19 protein-coding genes are annotated in these 17,374 nt (G+C 61.5%); 8 read left to right on the top strand and 11 right to left on the bottom strand.

Annotated features, from left to right (window positions below; all coding sequences use genetic code 11):
• Positions 1 to 47: 47 nt before the first annotated feature.
• Both GOB90_RS06080 and GOB90_RS06075 read left to right on the top strand, forming a co-directional pair.
• Entirely contained in the window at positions 48 to 920 is an 873-nt protein-coding gene (locus GOB90_RS06080) for a 4-(cytidine 5'-diphospho)-2-C-methyl-D-erythritol kinase (RefSeq protein WP_146885559.1), read from the top strand.
• A 152-nt stretch (positions 921 to 1,072) separates the two neighbouring features.
• The gene (locus tag GOB90_RS06075) at positions 1,073 to 1,483 is read left to right on the top strand and encodes a hypothetical protein (protein ID WP_146885627.1); all 411 of its coding nucleotides are present in this window, start codon (positions 1,073 to 1,075) and stop codon (positions 1,481 to 1,483) included.
• 47 nt (positions 1,484 to 1,530) lie between these two features.
• Here the strand turns inward: GOB90_RS06075 and GOB90_RS19645 are convergent, their stop codons facing one another.
• The 9 genes from GOB90_RS19645 to GOB90_RS06035 form a co-directional block, all read right to left on the bottom strand.
• Positions 1,531 to 2,265, bottom strand: coding sequence for a cation:proton antiporter domain-containing protein (locus GOB90_RS19645; RefSeq protein WP_306309428.1), 735 nt, complete (start codon positions 2,263 to 2,265; stop codon positions 1,531 to 1,533).
• On the bottom strand, positions 2,243 to 2,683 hold the full coding sequence (locus GOB90_RS19640; RefSeq protein ID WP_306309429.1) for a cation:proton antiporter domain-containing protein: 441 nt from the start codon (positions 2,681 to 2,683) through the stop codon (positions 2,243 to 2,245). The genes GOB90_RS19645 and GOB90_RS19640 overlap by 23 nt, the downstream gene beginning before the upstream one ends.
• Before the next feature lie 214 nt (positions 2,684 to 2,897).
• Entirely contained in the window at positions 2,898 to 3,917 is a 1,020-nt protein-coding gene (locus GOB90_RS06065; protein ID WP_146885629.1) for an SDR family oxidoreductase, read from the bottom strand.
• A gap of 112 nt (positions 3,918 to 4,029) precedes the next feature.
• Positions 4,030 to 4,899 carry a phosphatase PAP2 family protein gene (locus GOB90_RS06060; protein WP_146885560.1) on the bottom strand — a complete coding sequence of 290 codons (870 nt, stop codon included), beginning with the start codon at positions 4,897 to 4,899 and terminating at the stop codon, positions 4,030 to 4,032.
• A 267-nt stretch (positions 4,900 to 5,166) separates the two neighbouring features.
• Positions 5,167 to 5,760: an IMPACT family protein gene (locus tag GOB90_RS06055; protein WP_146885561.1), complete on the bottom strand. Its 594-nt coding sequence runs from the start codon at positions 5,758 to 5,760 to the stop codon at positions 5,167 to 5,169.
• Positions 5,761 to 5,769: 9 nt separating this feature from the next.
• Positions 5,770 to 6,339 carry a 16S rRNA (guanine(966)-N(2))-methyltransferase RsmD gene (gene rsmD, locus GOB90_RS06050; protein WP_146885562.1) on the bottom strand — a complete coding sequence of 190 codons (570 nt, stop codon included), beginning with the start codon at positions 6,337 to 6,339 and terminating at the stop codon, positions 5,770 to 5,772.
• Positions 6,340 to 6,422: 83 nt separating this feature from the next.
• Positions 6,423 to 7,205, bottom strand: a complete 783-nt coding sequence (locus tag GOB90_RS06045; RefSeq protein ID WP_146885563.1) for a pseudouridine synthase — start codon at positions 7,203 to 7,205, stop codon at positions 6,423 to 6,425.
• 46 nt (positions 7,206 to 7,251) lie between these two features.
• Positions 7,252 to 7,983 (bottom strand): gamma-glutamyl-gamma-aminobutyrate hydrolase family protein, encoded by a 732-nt coding sequence (locus GOB90_RS06040; protein WP_146885564.1) that lies wholly within the window; start codon positions 7,981 to 7,983, stop codon positions 7,252 to 7,254.
• A gap of 232 nt (positions 7,984 to 8,215) precedes the next feature.
• On the bottom strand, positions 8,216 to 8,362 hold the full coding sequence (locus GOB90_RS06035; protein WP_173571950.1) for a hypothetical protein: 147 nt from the start codon (positions 8,360 to 8,362) through the stop codon (positions 8,216 to 8,218).
• A gap of 335 nt (positions 8,363 to 8,697) precedes the next feature.
• On the opposite strand from GOB90_RS06035, the gene GOB90_RS06030 reads away from it, so the two are divergent.
• The 3 genes from GOB90_RS06030 (at position 8,698) to GOB90_RS06020 (ending at position 10,381) form a co-directional block, all read left to right on the top strand.
• Complete coding sequence (locus GOB90_RS06030) at positions 8,698 to 9,135, top strand: nucleoside deaminase (protein ID WP_146885631.1); 438 nt, start codon at positions 8,698 to 8,700, stop codon at positions 9,133 to 9,135.
• Positions 9,136 to 9,238: 103 nt separating this feature from the next.
• Positions 9,239 to 9,460 carry a hypothetical protein gene (locus GOB90_RS06025; RefSeq protein WP_146885566.1) on the top strand — a complete coding sequence of 74 codons (222 nt, stop codon included), beginning with the start codon at positions 9,239 to 9,241 and terminating at the stop codon, positions 9,458 to 9,460.
• Between the two features lie 78 nt (positions 9,461 to 9,538).
• Positions 9,539 to 10,381 carry a glutaminyl-peptide cyclotransferase gene (locus GOB90_RS06020; RefSeq protein ID WP_146885568.1) on the top strand — a complete coding sequence of 281 codons (843 nt, stop codon included), beginning with the start codon at positions 9,539 to 9,541 and terminating at the stop codon, positions 10,379 to 10,381.
• 7 nt (positions 10,382 to 10,388) lie between these two features.
• Here GOB90_RS06020 and GOB90_RS06015 read toward each other — a convergent pair whose 3' ends face one another.
• Complete coding sequence (locus GOB90_RS06015) at positions 10,389 to 11,459, bottom strand: hypothetical protein (protein WP_264812433.1); 1,071 nt, start codon at positions 11,457 to 11,459, stop codon at positions 10,389 to 10,391.
• Positions 11,460 to 11,707: 248 nt separating this feature from the next.
• Entirely contained in the window at positions 11,708 to 12,250 is a 543-nt protein-coding gene (locus tag GOB90_RS06010; protein WP_373322049.1) for a hypothetical protein, read from the bottom strand.
• Positions 12,251 to 12,507: 257 nt separating this feature from the next.
• Between GOB90_RS06010 and GOB90_RS06005 the strand changes: the two genes are divergently transcribed.
• The 3 genes from GOB90_RS06005 (at position 12,508) to GOB90_RS05995 (ending at position 16,898) form a co-directional block, all read left to right on the top strand.
• The gene (locus tag GOB90_RS06005; RefSeq protein WP_146885570.1) at positions 12,508 to 14,052 is read left to right on the top strand and encodes a trypsin-like peptidase domain-containing protein; all 1,545 of its coding nucleotides are present in this window, start codon (positions 12,508 to 12,510) and stop codon (positions 14,050 to 14,052) included.
• A 282-nt stretch (positions 14,053 to 14,334) separates the two neighbouring features.
• Positions 14,335 to 15,267: a cellulase family glycosylhydrolase gene (locus GOB90_RS06000; protein WP_146885572.1), complete on the top strand. Its 933-nt coding sequence runs from the start codon at positions 14,335 to 14,337 to the stop codon at positions 15,265 to 15,267.
• Positions 15,268 to 15,659: 392 nt separating this feature from the next.
• On the top strand, positions 15,660 to 16,898 hold the full coding sequence (locus tag GOB90_RS05995; RefSeq protein WP_146885574.1) for an MFS transporter: 1,239 nt from the start codon (positions 15,660 to 15,662) through the stop codon (positions 16,896 to 16,898).
• Positions 16,899 to 17,374 lie beyond the last annotated feature (476 nt).

Below are 17,374 nucleotides of genomic sequence, written 5' to 3'. Positions count from 1 at the left end.
GCAGCCCGCACAAAGGGCAGAGCAGAACAGCAGATCGGAAAGCGCCCGTGAGCCTCAGCGAAACCGCCCACGCCAAGATCAATCTCACCCTGCATGTGACAGGCAAACGCACCGACGGATACCATCTCCTCGATAGTCTCGTCGTCTTCGCAGCCGCCGCCGATACGCTGAGCTATCTCCCCTCCTGCTCGCCTCTCTCCCTCGATTTCACCGGTCCCTTCGGACAGGTGCTCGCCACGGAAGCCACCGACGACAACCTCGTCATCCGCGCCGCCCGACTCCTCGCCGAAGACCGCGCCACCGAACAGACCGGCCGCCTCATCCTGGAAAAAAATCTCCCCGTCGCCTCCGGCATCGGCGGCGGCTCAGCCGACGCCGCCGCCACGCTCCGCCTGCTCGACCGCGTCTGGGAACTCAATACGCCACCGGACCGTCTCCACAGCATCGCCATGCAACTCGGCGCCGATGTCCCCGTCTGCCTTGCACAGCATCCCACCCGCATGAGCGGCATCGGCGAACAGCTCGCCCCGGCCCCCGCCCTGCCCGATTGCGGCATGATCCTCGTCAACTGCGGCGAAGCCGTCTCCACCCCCGCCGTGTTCAAGGCCCGGACAAAGTCATTCTCGCCCGAAGCCACCTTCCCCGCCTCCTGGCCCGATGCAAAAGCCATGGCCACCGACCTCGCCCGGCTGACCAACGATCTCGAAGCCCCGGCCTGCGACATCTGCCCGACCATCCGCACCGTCCTCAACACCATCGCCGGCCTGCCCGGATGCCGCCTCTCCCGCATGAGCGGCTCCGGCGCCACCTGCTTCGGCCTGTTCGATACCGCCGCCGCCGCCGATACCGCCGCAAGCGCGCTGACCCACAACCCGACAGGCGCCGGATGGTGGGTCCATGCCGGCCCCCTGCTTCGTTAAAATCCCCGCCGGTAACAGAAATACTGTTGCGTGCCGGGCAACTGGCGTCCCGCCCGCATTTCCGGCATGATCCCGTCCCCCTCAGAAGGATGGCGCACCCTATGCGGCTGCTCCATCCGAAACCGATGCATCAAAGCGAGAATGGTTCCAGCATGGCCAGAAAACCAAAGCCGTCAGAGCCCCATGTTCACATCGAACCGTCGGAAGACAAGACCCGCGCAACACTCACGCTCACCTCCGGCGACGAAAATATCGCCCTGGAGATGAGCCTCGCGGACATCACCAGCCTTATTAACGCCCTCGGCACCATCCGGACGGGTATGGTCGTCAATACCCCCGCCCCTTCCATCGAAGGCGTCAACGTCGTCCCCGTCCGCCGGACAAACTGGGCGCTGCAACTCGATCGCGATACCCAGGGCTCCGTGCTCGCCTTCCAGCACCCGGCTTACGGCCCGGTCGGCCTCGTCATCACACCCGCCGACGCCACCCGCCTGACCCAGGGTCTCGAACTGCATCGCAAACTCAACGAACACACCTGGAATATGTCTGGCCCGGCCAACTGATCCGGCCTGAAGCCCGCCTCACCGCAAGGCCACTTCTCACGCGGGCCTCACGCATAAAGCCGCTTTGCCACCCGATCCATCGTCAGCCCCTGCACGATAATCGTAAACCCCACGACCCTGTAACAAAGCGGCAAAAGCGTATCCCGCAACGGTCCCGCAGGCAGACTGAGCGCCAGCGCCACCGAAATGCCACCACGCAATCCACCCCAGATCAGAACGGCAACCATCCGGCGGGCCCGGCGCAACTCCAGCGGCAACACCGCCAGTATGACACTCAGCCCCCGGGCCACCAGAGACAGCACAATCACCAGAAGCATACCACCAGCAACGCCCGCTCCCGGCGAGACCTCCAGAATCTCAAGCCCGATCAGCAGAAACAGCAGAACATTCAGGGCTTCATCGGTCAGCGACCAGAATCCGCGCAGAGCCGTCCGCGAGTCACTCCGTATTGAACTCAGACCGAACTCGGTGGCCATGCTCATCCCGGCCACGACAAGCGCAATCGGCCCGGACATATGCAGCGCATGCGCCAGACCGTATGTCCCCGTGGCAAGCGCAGGCGATGCCAGAAAATCAACATCATGATCATGGACTTCCCGCACAAGCAGCATCACGACAAATCCGGTCAGCGCCCCGAGCGCCGCCCCGCCGCAGGCCTCAAGCAGAAACCGCTCGATCACTTCCTGCGTCGTTATATGCGATGCATCACCCGTCGCCAGCCCGATCGTCGCCCCGAACACAACAATCCCGACACCGTCATTAAACAGGCTCTCCCCCCGCAAACACCGCCTGCAATGGCGCCGGAAGCCCCGCCCGCCGCAACATTCCCACAACGGAAACCGGATCTGTCGGCGCCAGAACAGCCCCCAGAATCACACACCAGGATAAGGGAGCCGAAATCCCCGTCAGAGGCAGCCGAAGCCAGGTCGTCACCGCCAGAATCAGCACAGCCAGAATCAGCACCGCAAAAATCGTTCCGGCAAGCGCCAGAACCGCGACAGACATCCGGTATGCGAGAAGCACCTTCAGATCGACCTGCATCGCCCCGGCAAACAGCAGCAGCGACAACGCTCCATCCAGCAGACTTTTCGGAAGATCGAGCGTTCCCGGCACGGACAGCATCATCCGATGCACATCCACAACAGAAATAAACGGCCCGATCAGCAAAATAAAAACAGAAAACAGTAAGGCAATAACCATAACTCCGATGGTAATCGGCAGCCTTATGTCCAGTAATTGATGAGCGCAAACAGCGTCGATAACGTAAACAGGAAACCCGGTACGCTAGGCGTATCCATAAACCCAGGCTCCCCACGTCCTCTGCCCGCCAGGACCGCTGCCAGCCTGTCCCGCCCTTCGCCTGGCAGACCGGGGCCGCTTCAGGCCTTGCCCGAAAGGAAACGCCAGCCGTCCGCTACCGTTCCCGCTTTCCCCAGCGGTAACGGACCACAAGGCCCGCCATTCCCAGACCACCGGCCACTCCCAGAATCCACTTCGCAAAACGAGGTAATGGCGCACAAAGAAATACCGGCGTCAGTGCGGTCGCCTTGCGTGTTTCCTGATCGAAAGGCCCATGCGCGGCAAATGCCCCCGTCACGCTCGCCTCCAGATCCGACGGCGCATCTGCGTCCGCATCCGCCTTCTCCATCTGCGCATAATAGCCGAGCCGCGCCCGCCGCCTGCGGATCACCCGCGGAAAAAACGCATTCAGCGCGCGCGTCACCTGCCCGCCAAGCCCGATCCATACCTCATCGCAGTCGTAAAAGGCCGCGCGGCAAATCGCTTCGCCGGCCACCTCCGGCTCATAAACCGGCGCTACAGGCCGCAACCGTTTCCCGGTCAGATTCCGCGTCCAGTTATAACGCGGCGTGTTGAGCCCCGGCAGATGCACCAGAGCCACCCGGATACGATCGCCATCATGCAGAATTTCCGTCCGCAGACTCTCGCAAAATCCGCGAACAGCCCCCCGCGCGCCACTCTCCGCCGCCTGCATCGGCAACCCCTGGAGACGCGGCCCCAGATCCAGATTGACGATGACACCCTTTCCCCGCCGCCGCATCCGGCGCAGCGCCGCCATCGTTCCATGCACGGTGCCAAGATACGTCACCTCGGTCGCGCGACGGATCTCCGCCGCATCCAGTTCCGCCACCGGCCCGGTCACCGTCGCCCCCGCACAGTTCACCCACAGCGCAATCGGACCGAGCTTTGTCTCGACCTGATCAGCCGCCGCTTCAACAGCCTCTGCGTCGCTCACATCGACCGAAACGCAAAACGCACGCGCCCCGGCCTGCTCCAGCGCTGCCGCGGCCGCCTGCAGACGCTCCTCATTTCGCCCCAGCAACGCGACATCGAACCCTGCCCTGCCCAGAGCCCTGACCGCCGCGCGCCCGATCCCCGCGCCAGCCCCGGTCACAACTGCAATGCTATGCGACATCATCCACTCCCGGTTACCACAGATCATGCCGGATGTGGTCCCAATTCCTCCTGACAGGCAAGGCGAATACGCACAGACCAGCCCGTTCCGGACTACCGGCATCCCCCACACCCTACCGCACGACCCGCCTGGAGAGCAGATCAAGCCCATAAAACAGGACAGCCCCCGCAATAATATCGACAAGATAATGCCCGCCGATCAGAACAGCAGAAAGTAAAACCAGCATGACAAAAATAAAAACGATGCCATTAAAAAACCGGTTCGTTTTCAGAAACGATAACTCGATCAGGGCCATCACCGCATGAAAGGATGGAAACGCCACTACACCGCTCAGCGAGGACGGTGAAATGACGGACATCCTGCGGGAATGATAAACCTGAAACGGCACTTTAAAATAAACCCCGGCCCCGGCAGGAAAATGCCTCATGACAGCCAGCGACAGGTTATGATGTATGGTCGAGCCAGATGCCGGCAAAAACAGATTAAACAGCGCACATATCATCGCTGAAACTGCAAATATAAAACACATTCTGCAAAGGCCCGTGCGATCCTGCCGGAGCGCAAGAACCAGAATCGTGACAATAATTCCCGGCACCGTCAGCTGATAAATATATCCCAGCACAGCATTGAAAACATCGAACGACGCAAAAAATGCCATCACCCGCTCGGTATGCACGCCCAGACAGTGATCCCACTCATCCAGCCGCCCGTCCGCCAGCGGCGCACCGGCACGCAGTGCAGCCAGCGCCGTAAAACCCGCGCAGAACCCGGCAACAACAAAGAAAATCAGCCCCTGGCACGCCAGGATAAGCATCTGCCCGCGCACAACACGTACGGCGATAAACAACAGTCCGAACAGCAGCAGGAAAAACGCAACAAAACCGCGATCAACATCCAGAGTCGAGCCGGTCGCCATAAACACCAGAGCGGCTACGAGAATCAGCGCAGCCTGAACAATACAATTGACCCTCAGCCCATCCACGAAACAACGCCCAACCTGCCGGAAGCCCTTCTGCTTCCTCTACCAGGCCGGAGTTTCAAACGCGTTAAAAATACATCCCGGAAAAAACGCAAGGATGCAAAAACAAGAACAAATCACGAGAAGGTTCACACCCCGACTGCGCCCGTTTTTACTCCAGATTCGAAGAGAAAATTCCTGAAAAAGTATTTTAATACTCTGTAAAAACTATTCCATCCGGCGCTATTCAGAACAAAACCACCAAATTATCAGCACAACAACCAGTAAATTTCATCCCGCCTCCACAATCCGCGCCACAATCCGTCCGCTCGTCAGATCCGCCAGCCGCGCCTGTACCTCCGACACCGCCTCACAGGGAACCGCCACCACATACGCCGCCCCTTCTCCATCAAACTCCTCGGATTCAACCAGCGCTCCCAGCCCCGGCAACCGCGCGCCCACCAGAGCAAGATCCGAAAACGGACAATGAAACGAAACCCGCGTCCGTTCGATAATCTCCTCCCGCGCCGCCAGCCGCAGACACTCCGCCGCCGTGCCGCCATAGGCCCGCGCCAGCCCGCCCGCACCCAGCTTGATCCCGCCAAACCAGCGCGTCACCACCACAGCAACGCGATCCAGCCCCTGCGCCTCAATCACCTGCAAAATCGGCCGCCCCGCCGTACCACTCGGCTCATCCGCATCGTGCGAGCGATACTGCGCCCCGATCTTCCACGCCCAGCAATTATGCCGCGCCTCCGCGTCCGATACCTCACGGATAAAAGCCACCGCATCATCCTCCGACCCGACCGGCGCCGCCTGCGCAATAAAACGACTCTTCTTTATCTCTTTCTCAAACAGAGCCGGCCCGGTCAGCGTCTCAGCCATCGCCCCACGTCACTCCGCCGCATCACCGCCCGCACGCCAGACCCATAGCCGCGCCGCGCCATGCACCCGCTCCGCCAGAATCTCCACGTTCTCCACAGGAGCGGCTTCCTCCCGCCCGGTCTCGACAACAATCAGCGCCCCCGGCGCAATCCACCCGGCCCCGGACAACGCCGCCAGCGCCCGCGCCGGCAACCCCTCCCCGTAAGGCGGGTCAAGAAACACCAGCCCGCACGCCTCAACAGCCCGCTTCGGCCTCAGCACACTTCCGGCAAAAACCTGCGCCATCTCACGCATCCGGCACCCGGCCAGATTCGCCCGCAACGCCCCGAGCGCCGCCCGATCCACCTCGAAAAACGTGCAGAACGCCGCCCCCCGGGACAACGCTTCCAGACCCAACGCCCCCGTCCCGGCAAATCCGTCCAGAATCCGCACGCCCTCCACACAGTCCCGCCCGCCCCATGGCGCATGAAACAGCATGTCGAACAGCGCCTGACGCACCCGGTCCGCCGTCGGGCGCGTGGCACTTCCCTCCGGCGCCTCCAGCACCCGCCCGCGCCTGCTTCCTGCAATAATCCGCATCAGTCAGCCCACGGAGCAAAGCCCCGTCTCCCGGCAGAAGCCACCGGCCCCCGCACCTCGATTGAATAAAAAGACAGCAGCAGCTACCGCCGCCTGGCCGCCCCCTCCGTCTCCGCCTCACGCGGAATCTGCGCCTTAATCACCCGCGACTGAACCTCCTCCAGTTCCCCGGGCTGCAAATCTCCCAGCGGAAACGGCCCGTAAGACGTGCGGATCAGCCGGCTCACATGCAGATTCAACCCCTGCATCACCCTGCGCACCTCCCGGTTCCGCCCCTCTCGCAACGACACCGTCAGCCACGCATTGTCGCCCTTGCGCGAATCCAGTGCCGCCTCGATCGGCCCGTATTTCACACCCTCAAAGACAGACCCCTTCGCCAGTTCGCGCAGTTGTCTCTCATCGACCACGCCGAACACCCGCACCCGATACCGCCGCAGCCACCCATTCGAAGGCAGTTCCAGCCGCCGCGCCAGCGCTCCGTCATTGGTCAGCAGCAGCAGCCCCTCACTATTGAGATCCAGCCGCCCGACACTCACCACGCGAGGCATTCCTTCGGGCAGCGACTCAAATACCGTCTTCCGCCCTTCCGGATCGCGATGCGTCGTCACCAGCCCGTCCGGCTTGTGATACCGCCACAGCCGCGTCCGCTCCGGCGCGCCGGCAACCTGCCCGTCCACCTGAACCACATCAGCCGATCTCACAAACGTCGCCGGATGCTCCACAATCTGACCGTTGAGCGAAACCCGCCGCTCCTCAATCATCCGCTCCACATCACGACGGCTCGCCACGCCACTCCGCGCCAGCCATTTCGCAATCCGCTCGCCCCGCGCAGCCTCATCCCGCGCGTCTTCATTCTGCCCGCTCATCACTCATCTCCCCCGGATAAAACACCGGATACCCCATGCCCCGCGCTCACGCGCCCACCCTCCGCGCCGCGGCAACAAACGCCGCGAACAACGCCCCGTCACCACGATCAATCGAAAATTCAGGATGCCACTGCACCCCCAGGCAAAACGCAGCATCAGGGTCCTCGATCGCCTCGATCACACCGTCCTCCGCCCGGGCCGACACAACCGCCCGGCCCGGATCGCAAACCGCCTGATGATGCGACGAATTCACCGCCATCGAAGACCGGCCGACAATCCCCGCCAGAATGGTGCCCGGCTCAATCGAGATAATATGCCCCGCCTCATCCCTGGGATTAGGCTGCTCATGCGGCAATGCACCCGGAACAGCCGCGGCAATGTCCTGATATAAAGTCCCGCCCAGAACCGCCGCCAGAAGCTGCATCCCGCCGCAAATCCCGAAAACCGGAATACCCCGCGCCCGCGCCGCGCCGATCAGCTTCAGCTCGGCCTCCGTCCGCCCCGGCTTCAGCAACGGCGTCCGCTCATCCCGCGCCTCACCATACAGCGCCGGATCAATGTCAAACGCCCCGCCCGTCACAATCAGCCCGTCCAGCCGGGCGACCATCTCCTCCGCCAGACAGGGCACATGAGGCAGCGCAACAGGCAGCCCGCCAGCCTTCACCACCGCCCCCATATAATTCGCCCGCAAAGCATACCAGGGAAAAGCCGAATACTGACCCGGACCACCGGATTCGTGATCCGGCGTCACACCGATCAAAGGAAGGGAAGCCGTCATACCGCTCCCCATAGAACAATGCCGGACGCCGGTATATGCCCCGCCCCCGACAGTCAGCCGGCTTCCGAAATCCACGGTCCCGACCGGGTCAGAGCCGGGCCACATATAATTAACAAAAAGTAAATTTACGACGGATCAGGAAAAGCCAGACTTTATCCCAGACCCAGGCAAAGATCATACTCACAGCCGGCGCCCGGCTAAACCGCACGGCACGCCCGGTACAAACCCGCTCTCAGTCCGCAGCCACAACCCTTGCCGTTTGCACGGAACGTCTCAGATGATCATGCGACGAAACAGAATGATTGATTCCAATATGCTCCGACGCGGCAAAACCAAGCCCGATCGCAGCAGCAGCCAGAACAAGTGTCAGACTATGCATGACTGTCTCCTTCCTGCGCCTCATTGACCGTAAGATTACCGAACCCGTGCACCACGCCGTCCGGCATCTCTTTTTTACGATGACACAAATTACAATTTAGGTAACATCGCCGTAACGCATTGTGATCTGCTCCGGTTGCAAGATCAAGGCCAAACTAAGGCAAATGTCATATTTCTGAAACGCAACATATAATCGTGCCCCGTCAGCCCCCCTTACACACACACACGCCGCCCTGCTCACCGCCGGATTTTCCATTCCGTCCGGAGGCGGAAACGCCCGTGCCACCGCCCCCCGCCACCCCCTTCAACCCCGGCGGCCTCCGCCCCTGTACAGCCATGGCCTTCGCGATCGCCGAGGCCCGCCACGCCGCTCAGAACGGCGAAGTCCCCGTCGGAGCCATTATCCTCGACTCAAACGGCACGGCCATCGCCCGCGCCTCAAACCGCGTGGAAACCGATCACGACCCCTCCGCCCACGCCGAACTCCTCGCCCTGCGCGCCGCCGCCCGCGCCCGCCGCACCACCCGCCTCAGCGACTGCACACTCGTCGTCACCCTCGAACCCTGTCCCATGTGCGCCGCCGCCGCCGTCCATTTCCGCATCCGCCGCATCCTCTTCGGCGCGTACGATCCGAAAGGCGGCGGCATCGATCACGGCCCCCGCATCTTCGACCAGCCAGCCTGCCTCCACCGCCCCGAAGTGATCGGCGGCATCCGGGAACAGGAAAACGCACACCTCCTGAAAGCCTTTTTCCGGAGCCTCCGGAAAAACTGAACGCGATCCCCTCACGCGCAACCGGCGTCAGGCTGAAATCACTTATTTTTTAAAAATACCATAAAAAGAAAGTCATATTTCAAACACGGTACATTCCGGACACATGCCTGAAAAACTCCGGCGCCAGATTGCTCCCGACACAATACGTATCCGGGCCAGACCTTCACGCCCCGCCCCCGAACAGGAGCCAGCCATGACTCTGATACTGGCCCGCAAACTCTGGCCGCTCCTGAGCCTGTTCCTGGACCCGTACGCCCTGAGCAGCGTCGAGCTTTGCTCTCTGCTCCTCCTCCAGATTTTCTCGCGTCGTTTCAGAAAAGCCTGACCGGCCCCGACTGTCCGTAACCGCCTGATATTGTTATATCCCCCCAACGGAGACAAACCGCAGCAGGAAAAACGCTTTATGAACCGACACAGCCATAAAATCGCCAGCCTGTGCCTGTTCGCCGCCTGCCTCCTGCCCCTTCCCGCCGCCGCAAGCCCAACGCCGATCTATGACGTCACCGTCCAGGCCACCTTCCCGCACGATCCCCGCGCCTTCACCGAAGGCCTCTTCTTTCTGAACGGCAGTTTTTACGAAAGCACCGGCATGACCGGTCATTCCTGGATCAGGAAAGAACAGCCCGAAACCGCCAGACCGCTCCAGGAAACCCGCCTCGACACGCCTTATTTCGGTGAAGGCATCATTACCTGGAAAGACCGCCTCTATCAGCTCACCTGGCGCAACCATACCGGCTTCATCTACGACCTGAAAACACTGAAACCCCTGGGCCGCTTCACCTATCCCGGCGAAGGCTGGAGCCTTACCCGCAACGACCACGCCATCATCATGAGCGACGGCAGCGCGAACCTCCGCATCCTCGACCCGCAGACCCTGAACCAGGTTTCCACACTCGCCGTCACGGCCGACGGATGCCCCGTCTCAAATCTCAACGAGCTCGAATGGGTCGATGGCCAGATCTACGCCAATATCTGGCTGACCAGCCTGATCGCCCGCATCGACCCGAAAACCGGCACAGTCACCAGCTTCCTCGATCTCAGCCATATCGGACCGACCCGCACGCCCTACAGCGATAATGTCCTCAATGGCATCGCCTGGGACCCGGAGAAAAAACGCCTTTTCGTCACCGGAAAACTCTGGCCAAATCTCTACCAGATCACTGTCACGGACAAAAAACACGGGCAGGTCAGCTGCAACAGCAACCCGGACACCGGCACCCGGCCCAACACGCTCCCGTCCCGCTGAACGCCGCCTACCCGTTCACAGGAATGGTCACGATCGCGCCCGGATTCTTGCTGGTCTTCGACAGTTCCAGAAGAATCTGCAACATCGTGAAAGCGAGCTTGCTGTCGTAATCCCGATCCGAGATCCAGAAGAATTTGTGATCGTACGTGGTCCACGCAAACACATTCTCAGGCTGCTCTTTCCTGACATGAATCACGACGACCGGTTTCGTCTCCCGGCCGATCAGCGATACACGCGGCAAAGTGCGCCCGGAGGTCACATCCTCGGCGGGCACCTCGATCTGATACGCAATCTGTCCCATCACGCCGAGCACCGTGCGCGTCAGAAGCCGCACCTCGCCACGACGGGGCTGCCCGCCGCCATACACGACCTCCACCCGCTCATCGTTTTTCGACATATTGAAAAAACGCCGCGTTTCATAAACAACTTCCGACAACACCGGATCATGCGTGCTGGCCAGAGTCAGAAAAACATGGTCCGCCGGCGCCGTTTTTCCCGAAACCTCCGGCGCGTGCTCAAGCTGAATACCAAGCAGACCGGCCACCTGAAGCAGACGCAGATCGTGAATCAGTTCGAAAAACTCCGGCGATCCCCGCCCGACATCGCCCCCGATCGCCCCCGCGTTGCTGATCAGATTGATCGACTGCACCGAGAGCCGAAACAATACGTCAATCGGCAGACCACCCATCGCCAGCGGCAGCAGACTGCCCGGCGGCAACGGACGCAGAAAGCTCTGCGCATACGCATCCCCGGTCACTGGCTGAAAGGTAAAGGTCGGACTCTCCTGAAACTGAACCGCCGCGCCGCCAATCGGCCTCACCGGCGAATCCGTTCCCACGCCGACAGACAGATTACGCTGCAGCTGATAGCCCGAAATCAGCTGCGTCGTATCCAGAAAACCCGGCGTATCGGCATAACGCAGACGCACCACATTCAACAGCGTCTGCTGCTTCCCCGAACTGGTCAGCGCACGGGAATAATCACTCTCATCCTGATCCAGCCGACGCGGCCCGACCTGGTAGCATCCGCTCAGCACGCACAAAGACAAAATTAAAATTTTCTTTGATAATATCTTCACAAACCCGTTCCGGTCCGTCCGGGAAAAGCCCTGCATAACCCCGGCAACAACCCCCGCCCCGGACATCATCACGCACAGCCGTACCCGGACGCAGTGTTATCAGCGCCCAAAAGAAAACGCCCGACCGAAGGCCGGGCGTATCAAGGCCCTGGCGGATACCAGCATACCATTCCGCCTGGCAATCGAAATAACATCGAAGCGGAAGCGAAAAGCACTGCGCCCCACGTCTTCCCCCGGTCAGAAAACATTCACCACCCGGTCGGCCCCATCCCCGGGTCCCAATTCCCCCAGGCCGGATTCCATCCCCCGTAAGCCCCGCCCGGCAAACCTCCCCAGCCATAAGGACCACCGCCCCACGGCCCCCAGGCACCCCAGTTCCACGAGGCGTCCTGATAATCCATCGCGGTCATCTCCTGTTCATCGGCCAGAGCCTGCGCCTGCCGGTACTGCTGATACCGCGCATACGCCGCCTCATCGCCTACATAGAGACAATCACAGACCGTCGGATCGGCATACACATAAAATGGCTGATCCCCCTTCACCCGACGCACGAAATGATGCGGCGGCAGACGGTTGATCATCGCCTGACGCTCCTGCGTGTTCGCGGGTTTGAACGCAAACCCCGCCGCCGCCAGATGATCCTCTTTCTGAGCCACTATCTCACTGGTGCTCTCACAGGACGGCAGAACCGTCAGCAGTCCCAGAGCCCCGACTGCAAAAAACCCCCGCCGATACCACGCCGCCATCATCCGCCCTCCGCCAGCCCGCAATATTTTGTCATATCTGAGCACCGATCTCCCGCCTCGCGCAACCGCAGCCGGAAAACGAGGCCCTCACGCCAGACAATCGTGAATCCGATCGCGCATCACGGAAACCACGCCGCCTGACACATGTTTCATCACCACGTAAGATACCCGTCGGATAAAACCGCGTATTGCGAACACCGTCAGGCGCATATGGATTGCCCTCAGCGGCACCCTCGCCCATCATGACACCGTACACGGGCCGCGCGCGGCGGCCAGGTCTTTTGGGATTTATCGGAAGAGATATGCCAGTACAGAATTTGCCGACACGGACGTCCCGCGCTCTCCTGTGCGCCGCCGTCGCCGGTCTCTCCTTCGCCAGCATCATGGCACCGGCCGCGAGAGCCGATACAGCCAGCCTGATCCAGCCGACAGCTCCGGCCAAAACCATCCCGGATTTCGTCAGCCTCGTTAAACAGGTGAAGCCCGCCGTCGTCTCCATCACGGCAAAAATTCGCGCCGATTCCGTCGATCCGGGCGAAGGACAGGGACAGGGACAGCAGATGCCCTTCGGGTTCCCCTTCCCGTTCCAGATGATGCCCCAGCAGCATCAGACCATCGAAGCCCGCGGCTCCGGCTTCATCATCTCCGCCGACGGCTACGTCGTCACCAATAACCACGTCGTCAAAGGCGCGACCAAAGTCACCGCCACACTCGATGACGGCACCACACTCTCCGCGCGCATCGTCGGGCGCGATCCCAAAACCGATATCGCCCTGCTGAAACTCACCCCGACCGGCAAACTGCCCTTCATCCAGCTCGGCGAGTCCGACGACGTGCAGCCCGGCGAATGGGTCATCGCCGTCGGCAACCCCTACGGCCTCGGCGGCACCGTCACCGCCGGCATCGTCTCCGCTCTCGGCCGCGATATCGGAGACGGACCTTACGACAACTTCTTCCAGGTCGACGCCCCCATCAACCGTGGCAACTCCGGCGGCCCGCTCATCACCCAGGATGGCAAAGTCGTCGGCGTCAACACCGCGATCTACTCACCCTCCGGCGGCTCGATCGGCATCGGCTTCGCCATCCCCTCCGATATCGTCCAGACCGTCGTCACCCAGCTCCGGACCACCGGACATGTGACGCGCGGCTATCTCGGCGTCCAGGCACAGGTGGTCTCGCCCACCATCGCCAGCGCCCTGGGCCTCAAACCCGCCACCCCCGGCGCAGCGCCCGCAGGCGCCCTCGTCGCCAGCGTCTCCTCCGACAGCCCGGCCGAAAAAGCCGGTATCAAAGCCGGAGACGTCATTACAAAGCTGAACGGCAAATCCATCGACACACCGCATAACCTCGCGGTCAAAGTCGCCTCGCTGATCCCCGGAACAGACGCCACCTTCACAATCCTGCGTGGTAACGCACCACGCGACCTCACCGTGAAGATCTCCAATCAGGCAGGCTCCGGCAGTGCCCCCGGCGCCCCGGCCAGCCTGGGCAGCAACGGCCAGAAACTCGGCGTCTCGCTCGCTCCGCTCAACAGCGACGCCCGCCAGCAGCTCGGTCTCGACCAGTCCGTGAAAGGCGTCGTCGTCAGCGACGTCAAACCCGGCTCGCCCGCGGAACAGGCCGGCATCCGCCCCGGTGACGTCATCCAGGCAGTAGGCGATCAGCAGATCGACAACCCGAAAGCCGCCGTCACCGCCGTCGCCGCCGCGCTGAAATCCCGCCAGGCCGTGCTGCTTCGGGTCCTCCGTGATGGCCAGTCCCTGTTTGTCGCCGTCTCTCTGAGCGGCGATAACAGCAACGACAGCGGCGCCTCCCCCGATAATGGCGACGACGACGATAACAACTGAATACTGCCTGAACATTTCAGCAGACTATCAGGCGCCCCTGCCGGAACACCTCCCGGCAGGGGCTTTTTTGTGTCCGGTTTTCCTACTGCCCGCACAGCCTCACCAGCACCCATGCGCATACTAATCGTATTACTTCGTTACATCGACAGGCCGGCGAGACGGCCACCTTTGGGGTGTCCTTTCCAGATATCAGCAACTTCGCTGCCGGAAACAGGACAATTCCGGAACGGCTGATCTGTATTTTCCGCAAATACGTCGCCGATCGTTTCTCAGGAGAACCTCATGCTTATCGGCGTTAACCTCGGTGGCCTTGAAGACGGAAGCACATTTTCCGCCAGAGCCAATTATGATTACAATGTTCCCTCAGTCTCCCTCGCGGAAAACTGGATTTCCCTGGGATGCCTCGCAGCGCGCATCCCCCATAACCTGTATCGTATGCAGCCCGGCGGTCAGGGCACCGCACTCGACGCAACCTACCTCGGATACTCCACCAGCCTCGCACAGCCCTATCTCGATGCAAACGGCTTCGTCATTTTCGACCCGCACGGATTTGGCAGCATCCAGACCAGCGGAACAACCGTCGACATCACCACCACCGACGGCCAGGCCCAGTATATCGATTACATGACCCGCCTCGCCACCGGCATCAAAGACTGGATGGGCGACGCCGATCCCTGGCGCGTCGCCATCGGCCTCATGAACGAACCCTCCCAGCACGACAACGCAACCTATCAGCCGCTCTGGAACACAGCCATCGCCGCAATCCGCGCCACCGGCTACACAGGCGTGATCACCGTTCCCTGGACAGCCTATCAGGCCGCCAGCCAGTTCAGCGTCAGCAACCCCGTGCCCGCCGTGGTGGATTCCGTCGGCCCCTGCGTCGTCGAGGTCCATTGCTACCTGGACCCGGACAATTCCGGAGCCGGAGACGCCTCAACCAGCACCACAGTCGGCGTCGACCGCTTCGCCGGGCTGCTCGCCTCAACCCTGCCCGATTGCTACTCCGGCATCATCCTCGGTGAAACCGGCGGCCCGTCCGACGCTGTCTCCGTCGCCGCCCTCAAAGCCATGCTAACGGACCTGACCGCGGATTCCCGTGTCCTGGCCACAACCGTCTGGTGTGACGACAAATGGCTCGCCAACAACGGAAATTACCTCACCCCGGACCAGACCGATCCGCGTGTACAGGTCATGCTGGCCTGCCTCTCCGCATAAGATAACTCCCTCTTTCCGAAGGATCACATCCCGTTCCTTCAGACCGGAGCCCCGCCTGCCCGCACCGGGCGGGGCTTCCCCGCTGAGGACACCCGGCAAACCCATCCCCCGAAGCCGCCGCCCGGAACAAAGCCCTTGCGCAGCTTCAAACGGCACAGCTAACCTGACCAGCACTTTCAGTCAGGATATAACCAGTCGTGGTCAACGCGCCCCGCTTCGTTCCGGTGCTTCTCCGGCCCCCCGCTTCAGCCCTCCCCATCACCCCGGAACACGCCTGCGCAGGCAACCGGGTACAAGGCTCTCAGCCGGTCACAACACGCCCGCCCCGCACACAAGGGTTCCGGCACCACCGGGATCATCACCCCGATAAATCAGGACTGTGCTGACAGGCTTTGAAACCCCTCTCTCTTTTCGCCGAACGCGTCACCCGCTCCCTGCGTCACCGTAACTACGCTATCTGGGCCGGAGGCGCTCTGGTGTCCAACACAGGCACCTGGATGCAGCGCACCGCCCAGGACTGGCTGGTTCTGACCGAACTGACCGCCCAGGACGCAACATCGGTCGGCATCACCATGGCCTTCCAGCTCGGCCCGCAACTGCTCATGCTCCCCTGGACCGGTTACGCCGCAGACCGCTTCAACCGCCGCACGCTCCTCATGCTGACCCAGGGCCTCATGGGCGCACTCTCGCTGGCCCTCGGCATACTGACCCTCTCAGGCACCATCCGCCTGTGGGAAGTCTGGCTCTTCGCCTTCACCTTCGGCACCGTCGCCGCTTTCGACGGCCCCGCGCGCCAGACCTTCGTCGCCGAACTCACAGGTGATGAAGATCTCCCTAACGCGGTTGCCCTGAACTCCGTCTCCTTTAACGCCGGACGCATGCTTGGCCCCGTGGCAGGCGGATTCTGCATCGCCACCGTCGGCACCGGATGGGCCTTCCTGCTCAACGGCCTCTCCTTCTGCGCCGTGCTGATATCCCTGACCACTCTGCGTATCCGGGATCTGCACCCGTCCCGTTCCGTTAAAACCTCAAAAGGCATCAGCGAAGGTTTCCATTATGTCTGGCACCGCCGCGATCTCCGGACCATCATCCTGATGCTGTTTCTGATCGGAACCTTCGGCCTCAACTTTCCCATCTTCATTTCAACCATGGCCGTCACCGTCTTCCATGCCGGCGCCGGCCGTTACGGCCTGCTCAATTCCATCATGGCCATCGGCACCATTTCCGGCGCCCTCCTCGCCGCGGGCCGGAAAAATGTTACACTCAACACCCTCATGTCCGGATCACTGATATTCGGAACAGGCTGCCTGCTCGCCGCGCTCGCCCCGACCTTCACACTCTTCGCTGCCGCCCTGGCCCTCATCGGCAGCGCAACCCTCACCTTCACCACCTCAACCAACAGCCTCATGCAGCTCTCCAGCGCCCCCGAAATGCGCGGCCGCGTCATGGCCATCCGCCTCGCCGTCGCCCTCGGCTGCACCCCCGTCGGCGCCCCGCTCGTCGGATGGGTCGCCAGCCATTACGGCCCCCGCTGGGCGCTCGGCCTCGGCGCGGCCTCCGGCTTCGCCGCCGCCCTCACCGCGTTCTGCGATCCGGTAACCCGCGCGCGACCGGTCCGGAGAGCGAAATAAGATATCGCGATATAAGTTGATTGAATTTAGTGCTGAAAACACACTTATATTTATGTTATTCAGCATTATACTGAATAAAATCAGAACCTGCCTTTATACAAACCCGTGGAAGACAAATAACAGACCTTCAAAGATCTGTAAGAAGATCAGAAGCAAACAAGACTTTCAAATGATCAGCCCCAGCCTCTTATGACCGTTAAGGAAAACCGGCGAAGAAACTGAGGACGATCAGAAAACATCCGGTCTGCCCGCAATTTCAGGCACATCCGGCTTCAACCGGCGCGCTCCGCCAAACACCAGCCGCTAAAAGCCCGCCTCTGACAAGAAGCGTGACAGACAAACGCATCTTCCGGACGACACACGCGCGACAAAAAGCGATGGCCTGGTTCTCATTCAATGTTGCTGCTTTTCTCTGGACATTGCGCTGAAACCCACCAAAGACCGGGAGCCTCCGGAAACCTTTCAGTCCTCACAAA

The organism is Acetobacter oeni, from assembly GCF_011516825.1.
Taxonomy (GTDB): Bacteria; Pseudomonadota; Alphaproteobacteria; order Acetobacterales; family Acetobacteraceae; genus Acetobacter; species Acetobacter oeni.
The sequence above is the reverse complement of the archived record's forward strand: the minus strand, read 5'-3'. Positions and strand labels throughout refer to the sequence as shown.

Coding starts and splice junctions, on each gene's coding strand:
- GOB90_RS06075 (WP_146885627.1), top strand. CDS start 1,073: ATGGCCAGAAAACCAAAGCCGTCAGAGCCCCATGTTCACATCGAACCG.
- GOB90_RS06030 (WP_146885631.1), top strand. CDS start 8,698: ATGGCCTTCGCGATCGCCGAGGCCCGCCACGCCGCTCAGAACGGCGAA.
- GOB90_RS06005 (WP_146885570.1), top strand. CDS start 12,508: ATGCCAGTACAGAATTTGCCGACACGGACGTCCCGCGCTCTCCTGTGC.
- GOB90_RS06025 (WP_146885566.1), top strand. CDS start 9,239: ATGCCTGAAAAACTCCGGCGCCAGATTGCTCCCGACACAATACGTATC.
- GOB90_RS06000 (WP_146885572.1), top strand. CDS start 14,335: ATGCTTATCGGCGTTAACCTCGGTGGCCTTGAAGACGGAAGCACATTT.
- GOB90_RS06045 (WP_146885563.1), bottom strand. CDS start 7,205: ATGAGCGGGCAGAATGAAGACGCGCGGGATGAGGCTGCGCGGGGCGAG.
- GOB90_RS06055 (WP_146885561.1), bottom strand. CDS start 5,760: ATGGCTGAGACGCTGACCGGGCCGGCTCTGTTTGAGAAAGAGATAAAG.
- GOB90_RS19640 (WP_306309429.1), bottom strand. CDS start 2,683: ATGGTTATTGCCTTACTGTTTTCTGTTTTTATTTTGCTGATCGGGCCG.
- GOB90_RS06020 (WP_146885568.1), top strand. CDS start 9,539: ATGAACCGACACAGCCATAAAATCGCCAGCCTGTGCCTGTTCGCCGCC.
- GOB90_RS06035 (WP_173571950.1), bottom strand. CDS start 8,362: ATGCATAGTCTGACACTTGTTCTGGCTGCTGCTGCGATCGGGCTTGGT.
- GOB90_RS06065 (WP_146885629.1), bottom strand. CDS start 3,917: ATGTCGCATAGCATTGCAGTTGTGACCGGGGCTGGCGCGGGGATCGGG.
- rsmD (WP_146885562.1), bottom strand. CDS start 6,339: ATGCGGATTATTGCAGGAAGCAGGCGCGGGCGGGTGCTGGAGGCGCCG.
- GOB90_RS06040 (WP_146885564.1), bottom strand. CDS start 7,983: ATGACGGCTTCCCTTCCTTTGATCGGTGTGACGCCGGATCACGAATCC.